The 13,872-nt window shown below is 72.4% G+C and carries 13 protein-coding genes and 1 pseudogene; 8 read left to right on the plus strand and 6 right to left on the minus strand.

Translation table 11 applies throughout. From position 1 onward, the window contains the following. A complete protein-coding gene (locus OG295_RS38245; RefSeq protein WP_331738990.1) occupies positions 1-870 on the minus strand; it encodes an alpha/beta fold hydrolase in 870 nt (289 codons plus the stop codon). A 215-nt stretch (positions 871-1,085) separates the two neighbouring features. Between OG295_RS38245 and OG295_RS38250 the strand changes: the two genes are divergently transcribed. Genes OG295_RS38250 through OG295_RS38260 form a run of 3 tightly spaced genes read left to right on the plus strand, consistent with a single transcriptional unit; the run spans position 1,086 to position 4,602 of the window. Continuing rightward, positions 1,086-2,270 carry a caspase family protein gene (locus OG295_RS38250; RefSeq protein ID WP_331738164.1) on the plus strand — a complete coding sequence of 395 codons (1,185 nt, stop codon included), beginning with the start codon at positions 1,086-1,088 and terminating at the stop codon, positions 2,268-2,270. Further along, complete coding sequence (locus tag OG295_RS38255) at positions 2,267-3,562, plus strand: hypothetical protein (protein ID WP_331738167.1); 1,296 nt, start codon at positions 2,267-2,269, stop codon at positions 3,560-3,562. Before OG295_RS38250 ends, OG295_RS38255 begins: the two co-directional genes overlap by 4 nt. Beyond that, positions 3,562-4,602 carry an MBL fold metallo-hydrolase gene (locus OG295_RS38260; RefSeq protein ID WP_331738170.1) on the plus strand — a complete coding sequence of 347 codons (1,041 nt, stop codon included), beginning with the start codon at positions 3,562-3,564 and terminating at the stop codon, positions 4,600-4,602. The genes OG295_RS38255 and OG295_RS38260 overlap by 1 nt, the downstream gene beginning before the upstream one ends. 49 nt (positions 4,603-4,651) lie before the next feature. Here the strand turns inward: OG295_RS38260 and OG295_RS38265 are convergent, their stop codons facing one another. Beyond that, entirely contained in the window at positions 4,652-5,068 is a 417-nt protein-coding gene (locus OG295_RS38265) for a hypothetical protein (protein WP_331738174.1), read from the minus strand. A 368-nt stretch (positions 5,069-5,436) separates the two neighbouring features. Between OG295_RS38265 and OG295_RS38270 the strand changes: the two genes are divergently transcribed. Continuing rightward, a complete protein-coding gene (locus tag OG295_RS38270; protein ID WP_371681476.1) occupies positions 5,437-6,765 on the plus strand; it encodes an MFS transporter in 1,329 nt (442 codons plus the stop codon). Between the two features lie 59 nt (positions 6,766-6,824). On the opposite strand, the gene OG295_RS38275 is transcribed toward OG295_RS38270, so the two are convergent. The 3 genes from OG295_RS38275 to OG295_RS38285 form a co-directional block, all read right to left on the minus strand. Further along, on the minus strand, positions 6,825-7,907 hold the full coding sequence (locus tag OG295_RS38275) for a hexose kinase (RefSeq protein WP_331738180.1): 1,083 nt from the start codon (positions 7,905-7,907) through the stop codon (positions 6,825-6,827). 326 nt (positions 7,908-8,233) lie between these two features. After that, on the minus strand, positions 8,234-8,506 hold the full coding sequence (locus OG295_RS38280; RefSeq protein WP_371681477.1) for a hypothetical protein: 273 nt from the start codon (positions 8,504-8,506) through the stop codon (positions 8,234-8,236). A gap of 328 nt (positions 8,507-8,834) precedes the next feature. Next, positions 8,835-9,131 (minus strand): helix-turn-helix domain-containing protein, encoded by a 297-nt coding sequence (locus tag OG295_RS38285; protein WP_331738993.1) that lies wholly within the window; start codon positions 9,129-9,131, stop codon positions 8,835-8,837. Positions 9,132-9,270: 139 nt separating this feature from the next. Between OG295_RS38285 and OG295_RS38290 the strand changes: the two genes are divergently transcribed. The 4 genes and pseudogenes from OG295_RS38290 to OG295_RS38305 all read left to right on the plus strand — a co-directional run bounded on the left by OG295_RS38290 (position 9,271) and on the right by OG295_RS38305 (position 12,594). Then, positions 9,271-9,843: a carboxymuconolactone decarboxylase family protein gene (locus tag OG295_RS38290; protein ID WP_331738186.1), complete on the plus strand. Its 573-nt coding sequence runs from the start codon at positions 9,271-9,273 to the stop codon at positions 9,841-9,843. Positions 9,844-10,051: 208 nt separating this feature from the next. After that, positions 10,052-10,345: a DUF1330 domain-containing protein gene (locus tag OG295_RS38295; RefSeq protein ID WP_331738189.1), complete on the plus strand. Its 294-nt coding sequence runs from the start codon at positions 10,052-10,054 to the stop codon at positions 10,343-10,345. A 259-nt stretch (positions 10,346-10,604) separates the two neighbouring features. Next, positions 10,605-11,484: pseudogene (locus tag OG295_RS38300) on the plus strand (universal stress protein). Between the two features lie 336 nt (positions 11,485-11,820). Further along, on the plus strand, positions 11,821-12,594 hold the full coding sequence (locus tag OG295_RS38305; RefSeq protein ID WP_331738192.1) for a class I SAM-dependent methyltransferase: 774 nt from the start codon (positions 11,821-11,823) through the stop codon (positions 12,592-12,594). Positions 12,595-12,808: 214 nt separating this feature from the next. Here the strand turns inward: OG295_RS38305 and OG295_RS38310 are convergent, their stop codons facing one another. Next, on the minus strand, positions 12,809-13,624 hold the full coding sequence (locus OG295_RS38310) for a hypothetical protein (RefSeq protein ID WP_331738195.1): 816 nt from the start codon (positions 13,622-13,624) through the stop codon (positions 12,809-12,811). Between the last annotated feature and the right edge of the window lie 248 nt (positions 13,625-13,872).

Below are 13,872 nucleotides of genomic sequence, written 5' to 3' on the forward strand. Positions count from 1 at the left end.
TCAGGCGGTCACGCCGGCGCCCGTGAGGAAGTCCACCAGGAGGGCGGTGACTTCCTCGGGGCGCTCCAGGGAGGGGAGGTGGCCGGCCCAGTCGAGTTCCAGGTGGCGCGCGTTCGGGAGGAGCCGGGACAGGTCTACGGCGATCTCGCGGTGGTCGGCGAAGTCATGGGCGCCGGCGACGGCGAGGGTGGGGGCGGCGATCCCGGAGAGGTCGAACTCGGGGGCCGCCTGCCGGGTCTTCTGCGCCGCGTCCGCCGCGTCCGCCGCGTCCGCCGCGTCCGCCTTGTGCGCCGCGTCGGCCTCGGGCCGGGCCGGGCCGGCGGCTTCGGCGGCGGCCGCGGCGGCGGCTTCGGCGGCCGACTGGACCCCGAAGGCGTGCCGCTGCATCTCGGCGACCGCCGCGCGGGTCTCTGGGGTGGCGTCGGGGCCGAGCCAGGTGTCGACGTTCAGGGCCACCGCGCCGTCGAGGTCGTCCGCGGCCAGCAGGGCGTCCTCCCGGGCGCCCCAGGCGCGGAGTTCGGCACTCGGCGCCCGGCCGGGGAGGCCGGAGGCGAGCAGGGCCAGGGCGGTGACCCGCTCGGGGTGGCGCGCGGCGGCGGCCAGGGCCAGCTTGCCTCCGTACGAAGCGCCGATCAGGGCGGCCCGCTCGATGCCGAGCGAGTCCAGCAACTCCCACACGTCCGCGACGGGGTCGTGGTCGCCCGCCCCGGCCGGGGTCTCGCCGAAACCGCGCAGGTCGGCGCGGACCACCCGGTATCCGACGGCCCGCAGGGCCTCCCACTGCGGGTCCCACATGCGGCGGTCGCAGACGCCGGAGTGGAGGAGGACGAGAGCAGGGCCCGAACCGGCCGCGTCATGAGAAAGGATCACGCCCCCGATCATGTCCGGCCGGAGGCCTTCCGCCAACCGGGAATCCGATGCGCCCCGACCCGCAGCCACCTGCCCGCCTCCGACTGAGGCGCACCACGATGTTCCTGCCCGCCAGGGCCTCCGAGGGCCTCCGGGGGACATATGACGCGCCCATTCCTATAATGAGAGGAAAGCCTCGCGCTGGCCTGCCGATGCATCGCGCCGCGGAGGGTCCCATGGCCGGTTTCACGGTGCACCTCGACGAGAACGCGGGGCCCGCGTCCACGCATGCGCTCGTCATCGGGATCGGGGCGTACACGCACCTGGAAGGCGGGGCCTCGCCGACGACCCATCCGGGCGCCACGGGCATGCGGCAGTTGACCTCGCCGCCCCTCTCGGCGCGCCGGTTCGCCACCTGGATGATCGACAGGTACCACGACGGGGGCAGGCCGCTCGGCAGCCTGGCACTCCTGCTCGGCGAGGAGGTACCCGGCCCCTTCGTCCATCCGCGGACCCGTGCGGAGCACGCCGTCGAAGCCGCGACCATCGACAACATCGTGGCCGCCGTCCTGGAGTGGAAGGACCGCGGCGATCACGACCAGGCCCGCCTGGTCTTCTACTTCTGTGGCCACGGCGTCTCGCTGGGGTTCGACACCTCCCTCCTGGCCGAGGACATGTTCGCCGACCTCAACAGTCCGATGAACGGCGCCCTGCACTTCGAAGGACTGAAGAGGGGGCTCAACAGCTGCCGGGCCGGCCAGCAGGTCTTCTTCGTGGACGCCTGCCGGGCCGGTTCCGACGCGCTCGGCAGGACCGTGGGCGGAGCCTCGCTCGGGCGGGTCCCGATCGACGGCAACGAGATGTTCCGGCCCGAAGGGTTCGTGCCGCGCGAGCACGCCGTCATCTACGCGACCCTGCACGGCGAGGAGACCTTCGGGCGGGCCGGCGAGGCCAGCCTGTTCACCTCCGCCCTGCTGCAGAGCGTGGAGGGCGCGGCGAGCGAGAACACCGAAGGCCGCGTGTGGCGGGTGACCACGGGCACCCTGACGCACGCGATCGGCCACTTCATGAGGGAGCCCGCGTTCGCCGGTACCCTCGTGAACGCGGCCGTACCCGTCAACTCCGAGTCGTTCGACTTCGTCTTCCACGAGCTGCCGGGCGACCCGATCGTCCCGGTGTACATCGGCTGCGTCCCGGAGACGGACAACGCGCTCGCCGACTTCGCCTGCCGGCACCCGGGGCAGGACGACCGGCGGCGCCCGCCCCCCGCCGCCGGGGACGAACCCGACCTCACCGAGTGGTCCCTGCTCCTGCCCTTCGGGCAGTACGAGGTCGAGGCCGTCCTCGGCCCCGGAGACGTACGCAGGGACGAACTCGACGCCCGCCCGCCCCTGTTCCACCTCCGATTGGCCCGGCCGTGAGTGCCGTACTCGCCATCAGGCTGCTCCTGCCGCCCGGCGGGGAGCCCGACGACGCCGTGATCGTCGGGGACATCCGCTCGGCCGACCTCACGGGCTCGTCCCGGCACGACGTCCTCATCCCCTGCGGCAGTTCACCGAGCCCCACGCCCTACCCGGTGGCACCGGGACGCTACGTCGTGTCGGCGTCCCTGCCCTCCGGGCTGGTGCTCACGCAGAGCGCCGTGGCGGTGGAGGGCCAGGAGACCCCGGTGGACTTCGCCATGACGGACTCGCCCTACGAGACGCACGCCTGGCAGTACCTCATGGGCAACATCGAGCCGGGCGGGGTCTACCACGGCACGGCCCGGAGCCCGCTCGCGGAGTCGGTCGCCTCGCGCTCCATGGTCGCCACCGCCTCCCGCCCGGACGGCGCCGTACCCGGGGGAGCCGTCGACCTGACCGCCCTCGCCACCTGGATCGGCGACTCCGCGCCCGCACGCTGGTCCTTCGCGTCGATCCTGGACCTGGCACAGGCCCCGTCGGGCACCTCGGTCGCCGGATCGATCGGCTCGGGCGGACCCCGCGTCCAGCCGGCGCCCTTCGACGCCGGAGGAGCCGTCACGCCGCTGTACCGGTTCGGTCCGAACGGCCCCGTCGGGGCTCCCGGCGGGCCGGTAGGCGAGCGGCAGTTCCTCGTCGTGGAGGCCGCCGGGTCCGTACGGCTGGTCACCCTTCCCCTGCCGTGGGGCGATGCCGAGGCCGAGGTGCTGGTCAACCTCCGGCAGAGCCCGACCGGCAGCGCCGTCTCCGTGTCCGTCCGCGACGCCGACGTAGGCGCGGGGCTCGCGTACCTGGCCCAGGGGGCCCTGGACACCGCGGCCCGGCTCTTCACCGACGTCGAGGCGATGCTCTACTCCAAGCCCGACAACCCCCTCGCGGCGGCGGCCGGGTGCTACGTCCTCATCGGCACCGACCACACGCCGGGCGAGACGCGCTGGGACCCCTGGCTGGAGCGGCTGGCCGACGGGTTCCCGTGGCTCGGCGACGGGGCGATCCTGCGGGCGGTACGCCTGCTGCGCCGGTCCTCCGGGGACCGGCGGGACGTGCGGCGGGGCCGGGACGGGCTGATCGAGGCCTTCGACCGCGGCATCCCCTTCTACACGCTCGGGCTCTCCTGGCTCGCCGACGGGCTCGCGGCCTTCCCCGAGGACCCCGAGTGCGCACGCCGCCTCGACGAGGCGCGCCGGCTCTCCTGGCTGGTCGACACGCGCGAGCCGTTCCTGATCCTCGACCTGCGGCAAAGGAGGACGTGATGATCCGGCTCAGCATGCTGCCCGCGGAGGACGGCGACTGCCTGCTCCTCGAATACGGCAACGCCGACTTCACCCGGCGGGTCCTCGTCGACGGCGGACGCCACGACACCTACAAGCGGATCAAGCCCCTCCTCGCCGATCTGGACCGAACGATCGACGTGCTCGTGGTGACCCATGTCGACCAGGACCACATCCTCGGCGTGCTGTCGCTGCTCGAAGACGCGCAGGAGCCGGTGGCGCTCGGGGACGTGTGGTTCAACGGCTTCGACCACCTCCACGACCGCGACGTCTTCGGCGCGGTGGAAGGAGAGATGCTCACGACCACGCTCATGACCCGGCACCTGCCGTGGAACAAGGCGTTCCAGGGGCGCAGCATCGAGGTGGGCCATCCGCTGACCTGGTTCGACGACGGCTCCACGATGGAGGTGCTGGCGCCGGACCGCGGTCTGCTGGAGGCGCTGATCCCGATGTGGGAGACGAAGTGCGCGCAGGCCGGCCTGATCCCGGGAGTCGATCCCCAGGAGAGGCACCCGGTGCCCGGCATCGAACACTTCGGCGCGGTCGACGTCGCCGCACTGGCCGCCGCGCCGTTCGAACGCGACGGCTCCGCGACGAACCGCACCAGCATCGGTCTGCTCTTCTCGTTCGAGGGCACCCGGATCGTCCTCACCGGCGACGCGGACGACCGGCGCCTGGCGGCCTCGCTCCGCCCGCGCGCCGAGGCCGAGGGCGGGCGCCTGCGGATCGACGCCCTGAAGGTCGCCCACCACGGCAGCGCCCACAACATCTCGAACGATCTCCTCGGCCTCCTCGACTGCGGCCGCTATCTGATCTCCACGAACGGAAAGATCCACGGACACCCGGACGACATCGCCGTCGCCCGCATCCTCCAGCACGGCGGGGAGGCGAAGGACCTCGTCTTCAACTACCGCGAACGGGCCGCGAACTGGGACCTGGCCGCCCTCAAGGACGAGTTCGGGTACCGGGTGGTCGAACCCGCCGCGGCGGACGAGGACGGCTTCGTCACCGTGGAGTTCTGACCGGCGCGGGTGCGCGGGCCAAGGGAGGTCGGGCCTTCGAGGGGACGGGCTAAGGGAGGTCGGCGGGGAGGGTGAAGTGGGTGCCCCGGGCGGCGGCGTCGACGTGGACGACGTGGCGGCCCACGCGGACGGTCTGGGTGCCGGCCGCCAGCCAGGAACCGGCGGGGCCGTCGCTGTCGGGCAGGGGCGTCCAGACTTCCAGGAAGGTGCTGCCGTCGAGGTTGGTGCCGGTTTCGATCATGCGGGTGCCCTCGGGCCGCAGGGTTCCGATGTCGTGGCCGGGGGAGCCCACGTCGTGGTGGAAGGTGACCTGCTCGCCGTCGTAGGAGGTACTCCCGGCGAAGCCGCGGCTGTCCGCGTACAGGGGGCCGCTCTGGAGCCAGACGACGTGCCCGGTTTCTTCGAGCGGGCCGCCGTCACGGCTGATTCCGGCGCGGAGCCACGCGCCACGGGTCGGTGCGTCCATGGGGCCATGGTGGCAGAGGTCCTGCCGCGCGCCACACGGCGGCCGTATCGCCGTCGACGGGCAGGGAGCCGGCAGCCCGGGGACCGACCGGTCCGGTCCTGGTCGGACCGGTTGTACGGCACCGTAAGTATCTTGACGTCGAGATTGATCTCGGGCAGGCTGGCCGCCGTCGGGTATCTCGACATCGAGATACTTTTGCTGAGGATACGGGGCTCGGGATGTGGCGGGGCGGGGACGGCCGGGGGAGCGGGAAGAGCCGACGGGGCCGGCGGGGCCGGCGGGGCGGAGAGGGCGGGCCGGGCCGGCGGGGTGAGGCCGGCCTGCTGGCACAGCTGCGCCGGCCGCCGGGGGGCCGCCCCGCACGGATCATGCTGCTCGCCCTGTTGCTGGACCGGACCGGCTCGGGAGTGTGGGCCGCGGCCTCCGTCCTGTACTTCACCTTCGTCATCGGGCTGGACGCCGGGCAGCTGGGCCTGCTGCTCGGCACGGCCGGAGTGGCGGGCATCGCCGGCTCGCCGCTCGCAGGTCACCTGGCCGGCCGGTTCCCGGTGCGCTCGCTGCTGATCGGCTGTCATCTGCTCCGCTTGGCGACCCTGTGCGCGCTGCTCGTCGTCACCCGCTTCGAAGCGCTGCTGCTCGTGGTCGCCCTCACCAACCTGGGCGACCGGGCGGCCAAGACGCTGGAGATGCTCTTCGCCACCCGGGTCGCGGGCGAACGGCGCGCCACCTACCAGGCGTTGTCGCGCAGTTCGGCGAACGCCGGCTACGCCCTCGGCGCGGGCCTGGCCGCGATCGGCCTCGCGGTGGGCAGCCGCGAGGCCTACCAGGCCCTGATCCTCGCCAACGCCCTGTCCTTCGTCGCGGCCGCCACGCTGGTGTGGCGCACCGGGGAGGCGGGCGGCCGCCCGCAGGCGCGGGCCCGCACGGGCAGCCCGGCCGGCCAGGCCGAGGCCGGTCGGGAGGGGCGGGAAGGGGGGTACGGACCGACCGGGCGGCGGCAGCCCGGTCCGAGTCCGTGGCGGGACCGCGGATACCTGCGGTTCGTCCTGCTGGACATGCCGATGAACCTGGACGACTCGCTCCTCAACGTGGGGCTGCCGCTGTGGCTGGTCCACCACACGGACGCACCCCACGCGCTGGTCCCGGCCTTCCTCGTGATCAACACCGTGCTCGTCGTCGTACTGCAACTGCGGGTGTCCGCCAGGGTCGAGCAGCCGCGCCAGGCGGCGGGCGCGGTCCGCCTGTACGGGCTGACGATGTTCGCCTGCTGCGCCCTGCTCGTGCTGTCGACGGGAGGCGGGGCCTGGACCGCCTCGGTCGTCCTCCTGGCGGTGGCGGTCCTGGTCACGCTGGCGGAGCTGGTGCGGTCGGTGAGCTCCTGGGAGCTGGCGGTGTCCCTCGCGCCCCCGGAGGCGCGGGCGTCCTACCTGGGGGTGGCGGGCATGGCACAGTCGGTACAGAAGTCCGCCGGGCCGCCGCTGCTGACGGGCGCCGTGATGGCGGCCGGACCCGCCGGATGGCTCGTCCTCGGAACGGCGGTCGCGGGCCTGTCCGTCGTACAACGGCGCTACAGCCTGCTACGTCTGGACGCCCTGGACGCCCTGGACGCCCCGGCGGCCCGGACCGGCTCGGCCCGGAACCTCAAGGCCGAGGCCACCCCCGCGACCACATCGCCGTCGCCGACCCCGCCCGCGTAGGACGGCCGGCCGAGGAGGTCGCCCGTACCGCAGGCGCGCGGGCGGCATGCTCGGCAGGGTCACCGCCAGTCGGTGCTGGTCCTCACCAGTGAGCGGAGTGACCGGGCCACGTCCGGGTCGAAGGGCTCGGTGCTGGGGGTGAGCATCGCCGCGGCGGCTGTGGCCACGCCCAACGCGCACGCGCTGACGGGATCGTCACCGGCGGCCAGCCGCGTGGTGAGGGCGGCGACCATGCTGTCTCCCGCCCCGGCATCGCTCAGCGGCTCGCCGGGCAGTGGCGGCGCGTAGAGCCTGGTGTGGCCGCGGCCGGTCGAGCACAACGCGCCCAGCGCTCCGAGGGTGGTCACGGCGATCTCGGCAGCCCCCGTGGTGAGCAGGTGCTCGTTGAGGGCCCGGGCGTCGTCGAAGCCACGGATGGCCCGGCCTGCCATGCTCTCGGCCTCCCTCCGGTTGCATCGCAGGAGGAACACGCCCTCCGTGAGCGCTCCTTGGAGCGCGGGCCCCGAGGTGTCCAGGATCAGCCGGGATCCGGCTGCCTTGACGCGGCGGGCGACAGCCGCGTAGAAGTCGTCGGGCAAGCCGCCGGGCAGGCTGCCGCTGGCCACGACGTACGGGCGACCGCCAACGGCCCCTTCCAGCACTTCCAGACACCGCCGCCCCTCGTGGGCGCGCAGTTGCGGGCCGGGCGGCACGACGTGATAGCTGCGGCGGGTCCGGACCTCGACCAGCACGAGTGCTTCGCGGGTGTCCTCGTCGATGTCGACGGCGATGTGGTCGGTGCCCTCTTCGTCCAGCAGCCGGCCGAGACGCAGGCCGACCTCCCCTCCGGCGGTGTGGATGGCCGTGGCTCGTCCTCCGAGCCGCACGACGTGACGGGCGACGTTGATCCCTCCGCCCCCCGCGGCCACGGACCTGACCCGGGCACGGTTCTTGTCGACGGCCTCCAGGCGTCCGACCTCCCAGCAGAGATCCACCGTGGGATTCAGCGTCAAGGTGAGGACCGACGGCTCGCGGCCCCGCTCGGGGGCGCCCTGGGACATCGCGGCCTGTTCCCACGCGCTGCCGACCACCGCCTCCGCCGGGCCGCCGGTCCGACGCCGTCTGGGCAGCGTCATCGCGCTCACCTCCGTGGACAGCAACATGTCCGACCCGACTTCCATACTGGAACAGCCTGACCTCACGTGCCTGCCGTCAGGCGGCGAGCCCACCTCGGCCGCACGGGCTGCTCATCGCTGCGATCGGCGGATGAGGCGGGCGCGACGGGCGGCGGCGAGGTCGAGCACGGCATTGATGGTGTGCGGCGGCGGGGTGTCCGTATCCGGCCCTCCGGGCCGTTGACCTCGACCAGGGCGCGTGTCGCGCGGCCGAGGGGGTGGATGCGACCCGGTGCGGTCCGGCCGATGGGCGGGCGCCCTTCCCGTTGGGCCGGGGCTTCCGGCGGGGCCGCGCACGCGGCCGGAAGGCGCCGTCAGCGCCGTCGGACCGGCGCCCGCGAGTGCAGCCGGGACGTGACGTCCACGGCCCCGGGCACTGTGCGCGCGGCGCGCACCAGTCCCTCGGCCACCACCGCACCGGGCACCTCGCCCTCCAGCCGGACGAGACCGTGGCCGACATGCCCCTGTACGTTCGCTGATCCGGCGGGAACCAGCCGCGTCACGATGTCGCCGCCAGGGCGGAGATAGATCTTCAGAAGGTCGCCACGGCTGACCGCGCCGACGAGCCGGCCGTCGTCGTCGACCACCGCCAGTCGCCTGAAGTGGCCGGTCGCCACCAGACGTGCCGCGCCGGCGATGGGGGGGCGTCCCCGGGCACAGTGACGGGGGAAACCGTCATCCGCCGGCCCGCCGTCACGGCGGGCGAGGCGCCGGTGCCCTCCGCCTTGGCCGGCAGGCCGGCTTCCGAGACGACCCCCACGACGAACCCGCTGCCTACGATGCCCGCCTGGACATCGATTTCACCCCGCTACGCGGCGACGAGCCGGCGACAGAAGGTTTTCGCAGGTCGAGTGAGCCCATGTGTCCACGAGTCGGGGGCTGTCACATCGCTGCCGACCTGGTTGGGCGTCATCTTCAGGTCCCCGTGGGCTCCTGATCGTGGTGTTCCTGCTCCTGCGCCCAGGTGGCGGCCCATTCGTTGAGCGGACGGAGGGCGTGAATGAGTTCTGTCCCCAGCCGGGTGAGCTCGTAGCCATCGGCCGAAGGGGCGATGATCCCGCTCGATACGAGTTCGCGGAGCCGCTGGTAGAGGACGCTGGATGACAGGCCTTCGCACCGTGCCAGCATCGCGCGGGCGCCGAGTGGGCCCGAACGGAGCTCCCAGAGAATGCGCAGCGCCCACCGGCGGCCGAACAGGTCCATCGCGGCCATGATCGGACGGCCGGTCGTCGATCCACGAACCGGTGTCCCTGGGCGCGGCGTTGGCATACGTCTCCTTGCGTTTCGCTATTAGAAACACTAGCATCCACCCCGGCGTTTCTAATTTCGAAACGAGCTCGACGGGAGAGCGATGTCGCGGATAGCCCTGCTGGAACCGCCGTATACCGACCAGGTCGGCGCACTGCTCGCGCGCATGATGCCCGGAGAGGCCCCACCGATCGGGCTGTTCCGGATGTTCGCCAGAAACCTTCCGATGGCCGGCGCCATGCACGGGTGGGGTCGCTACGAGCTGAGCCGGCAGCTGACGCTGACCATGCGGGAACGCGAGATCGTCATCGACCGGACGTGCGCGCTGTGCGGCTGCGAGTACGAGTGGGGCGTGCACATGGTGACGTTCGCCGAGCGAGTCGGCCTCACTCGCGAGCAGGCGACTTCGCTGGTGCACGGCGGTCCCGCCGACGAATGCTGGACATCCGAGCCGGAACGGCTGCTCATTCTCGCCGTCGACATGCTGCATGAGTGCTCCGACATCGATGACGCGTTGTGGGCACGGCTTGCCTCGGTCTTCGACGAGCCCCAACTGCTCGACCTGCTCCTGTTGTGTGGGTGGTATAACGCCGTCAGCTTCGCCGCCCGCACCGCTCGCATTCCGCACGAGCCCGGCGCACCACGCTTCGCCGACTTCCCGCCCCGCACTCGATGAGGCGCCCTGGGACGGGCTGGAAGGCCCGCCATCGCCGACCCCGTCGACCGGGAGGCCTTCGTATCCGTCTCCGGCGCGTTCCCATGTCGCCGGAGGCGCCCGGGGCGCTGAGGAAGACATCGCCGGGACGCGAACCGGCAGCCGCGGGTGGCAGAGCCGAACCAGGCCGGATCAGCACGTCCTCTCACACCGAACACAGGAGGTTTCCATGGCCAAGGGTTACTGGGTCAGTGTCTACCGCGCCACATCCGACCCTGAGAGGCTGGCCGCCTACGACAAGCTGGCCGGCCCGGCTGTCCGGGCGGGGGGCGGGCGGCTCCTGTCCCGTGGCGGTCGAGTCGTCGCCCACGAGGCCGGAAACACGCAACGTGTCATTCTGATCGAGTTCGACAGCTTCGAACAGGCCGTCGCGGCATACGAGAGCGAGGCCTACCAGAAGGCGCTGGTGGTCCTCTCCGACGCCGTCGAGCGCGACTTCCGCATCATCGAAGGCAACGACTGACCGACGGCCCCAGCCATCGCTGAGCATCCGTCACCTGATACGCGCACGGTGCTGGACGACGACTCACGGGACGAGGTCCGGGCCGGGAGGGGAGGACCGGCCTTCGTGCAGGGGCCGGTCGGTCCTTCCGCGCCCCTGCCCGGCCCGGGAAGGCGAATCCCGCTGACGCCCGGTCCTTCCCCCGGCCGGCGCCACCCGCGGACCACCTTCCCGCCGGCCGATCCCGATGCCCCCGCGCATCAGCACGGAAGACAGACCCGTGAAACGCACCCTCGTCGTCGGAGTGGATGGTTCCCCCGAGAGCCGGGCCGCGGCCGACTGGGCCGCGCGGGAAGCCGCGCTCCGCGACCTGCGCGTCCACGTCGTCCACGCCTGGCAGCGGCAGCCGCTCGCCGCCCCGGTCGTCCAGGACCGCGGCGTCGAAGCCCGCCGCGCCCAGGAGATCCTGGAGGAGACCGAGGCCGAGCTCACCCACCACCACCCCCGGCTCCCGCTCTCCGTGGAGGTGCTGGCGGACGCCCCTGTTCCGGCTCTGCTGCGGGCCGCGAAGGGCGCGGAGATGCTGGTGCTCGGCTGCCGCGGCCACGGTGCTCTGGCCGGCTTCCTGCTCGGCTCCTGCGGACAGCAGCTGATCGCCTCCGCCGAGTGCCCCATCGTCTCCGTACGCGCCCGGCACGGCCGTCCGGTGACCGGGCCCGAGGAGGGGGGAGGTGGTCGTGGGCCAGCAGGGCGGCGTGGAGGAGTGCGCAGAGGTGCTGCGCTTCGCCTTCGAGGCGGCCGCCGCACGCAGGGTGCCGTTGCGGGCGGTCCGGGCCTGGAGCCTGCCTCCGGTGTACGGCTACAGCCCCGGATCGATGTGGATCGCCGATCAGTTCGGCGGGCTGGAGCCGTACGAGAGGGCCGCCTTGGAGCAGGCGCTGGAGCCGTGGCGCCTGCGGTATCCCGAGGTGGACGTCGTCACGCACGTCGAGAGGGGAAGCGGCGGCCACGTACTGCTGTCCGCGGGGTCGGACGCCCGGCTGCTCGTCGTGGGCCGACGGGTCCGCGAGTCGGCACGGGGCGGCGCGCGGGTCGGGTCGGTGGCCCACGCCGTGCTCCACCACTCGGCCTGCCCCGTCGCCGTCGTCCCGCACCACTGAACCGCGGACGGGCCCGCGGACGGCTCCTCCTGCCCGGACGGGGCCGCACCCCGGCCGGGCGGTGTCCGCTCGGGACTGGCGATCAACGCCGCCTGCACGCGTTGCTCCACCCCGGGCTTGACGGAGAGCCGCGAGGCGATGTTCTTGACGGTTTTCTCCGGGAGTGGCTTCGTTCACGTCCGGCAGCAGCGTTGGTCGGTGAGTCAACAGCCGTTGGTGATCAGCACGTTCGCAGATGTTCACGGGGAACTACGGCACTGTCGTCAGCGAGGACGTTCGTGCCGATCACCACGGCGACCAGCGCCTCCAGGGAATCCGGCACGGTAATCTCAGGTCATGCCTGACACATCGGTGGCGCACTTCTATGACGAACTGGCCGACGACTACCACCTGATCTACTCGGACTGGGACGCGGGCATCCGTCGGCAGGGGGACGCCCTGGACGCACTGATCGACCAGGATCGCGCGGCGGTGCTCGACTGTTCCTGCGGCATCGGCACACAGGCCATCGGCCTGGCGCTGCGCGGGCACCGGGTCACCGGGACCGACATCAGCCCCCGCGCCGCCGCCCGAGCTGCCGGGGAGGCCGCCCGCCGGGGCCTGAGCCTGCACACGGCCGCCGCCGACATGCGGCGCCTCCCGTTTGCCGATGGCCAGTTCGACACGGTCGTCTGCGCCGACAACTCGCTGCCCCACCTGCTGACGGAGCAGGATGTGAACGCCGCCCTGGCCGAGATGCGCCGAGTCCTGCGCCCCGGCGGCCGGCTGCTGATCAGCACACGGCCCTACGACGACCTGCTGCGCGATCGTCCGGCTTCGACGCCTCCTCAAGTCTCCGGGGTCGCCGAAGCCGACGGCGGGGGGCGAACCGTCACCTTCCAGCTCTGGCACTGGCACGACGACGGGGAGCACTACGACTTGGAGCACTTCCAACTCCTCCCGGCAGGCGGAGAATGGCGCGTCCAGGTCCGCCGGACGACCTACTGGGCACTCGGCCGGGACCGGCTGGTCGGCCTCGCAGCCGAGGCCGGGTTCGTCGACCCCCAGTGGCGGATGCCACAGGAGACGGGCTTCTTCCAGCCGCTGCTTGTGGCCCGCGCGGGCGAGTAGGGACCTTGCTCCGTACGCGGAGCCGCTCCACGTCAGGCGGCGGTGATCAGCGATGCGTCGCACGCTCCCCGGGGCTCGACCGGGCCGGCTGCTCCGGTCACTTCTCGCGCGGTTGGAGGCGGAAGTCCGGGCAGGCGTCCGGGTCCGCGTCGTCGTAGATGAACGTCCTCTGGCCTGCGGGGATGGCCCCCGTCCTCCGGCGCCGTCGGTTGAGTCAGAACGGCGGGTCTTCGCTGTAGCCGCCGCCTGTCCAGTCGCCGTCCCGGGAAGCGCGTGCGGCTCTCAGGCGGGCATAGTGCTCGCGGGCCGCGATGTCGGACGTGTTCTCCAACCCCCTGGTCTCGTGACCCCATGCCTTCAGCGCGTCCAGGACGCGGTCGCGATGATGTCGGTCAGTGCTGGCGGCCAGGAGACGTCGTGCATGGCCGGCCAGATCGGCCTGGTGCCGGGTGAGGAGGGGGTGTTCTATCAGGGGAATGGCAGCGATCAGTGCGGAGTGGCGCACGTCCGCGTCGTCATGGCCGAGAAGGGCTTGAACAGCGGAGAAGATCGCCGGCCGTGCGTCCCTGAACGCACGCATCTCCGCGAACTCATCGAGACATCCCTCACCGTAGAGGCTTTCGTCAAAGGCAACGCACTCGTCGTTGGCGTCGTAAGCGGTGCCGCCGAGCCAGTCGAGGAGCTGCACGAGGGTCGGGCGGGTCGTGGCGTCGTGGCAGTGGTCGCCTGCCGTGATGGCCGGGTGGTCGAGGATCGCCGCGACGAAGAGCGCCACGGGCACGGTGGCCTCGTAGATGCTGTTCTGATGGGTTACGGGTCCCAGCGCGTCCTGGAGCGCGGACTCCCTGATGACCGGGTCCGGGCTGGTCAGGAGTGTCAGCGCCGCCGGCAGGGATTCACCCGTGCCGCAGGCCGTGGCGAGCGACGCCCAGTTCGTGCTGTCCAGCAGCGTCTGAAAGGCAGGGAGCCCGGCGGGGCGAGGCTGCTCGGTCTGGCTGCGGCTGTGGCTGCGGCTACGGCTGTGGGTCACGGGCTGAGGGTATTGCGTGGACGAGTCAGAGTCGTGCCCGGGTGTCACGCAAAGGCACGAACACCGGCATTCTGACCGTCGTCCGGGCCGGCGCTACGCGCGGCCGGTGCCGGCCGGTCCCCCGGAAAGGGACCTTCGGCCCCGTCCGGAGGGACTGCCGGGCCTTCCGGGGCACGTGCGCGTCGGGTGGACTGACGGGGCACGGGGACCGTGGGGTGCGGGTGCCCGGGGCGGCCCAGATCTCCGCG

The sequence above is a fragment of the Streptomyces sp. NBC_01276 genome, assembly GCF_041435355.1.
Taxonomy (GTDB): Bacteria; Actinomycetota; Actinomycetes; order Streptomycetales; family Streptomycetaceae; genus Streptomyces.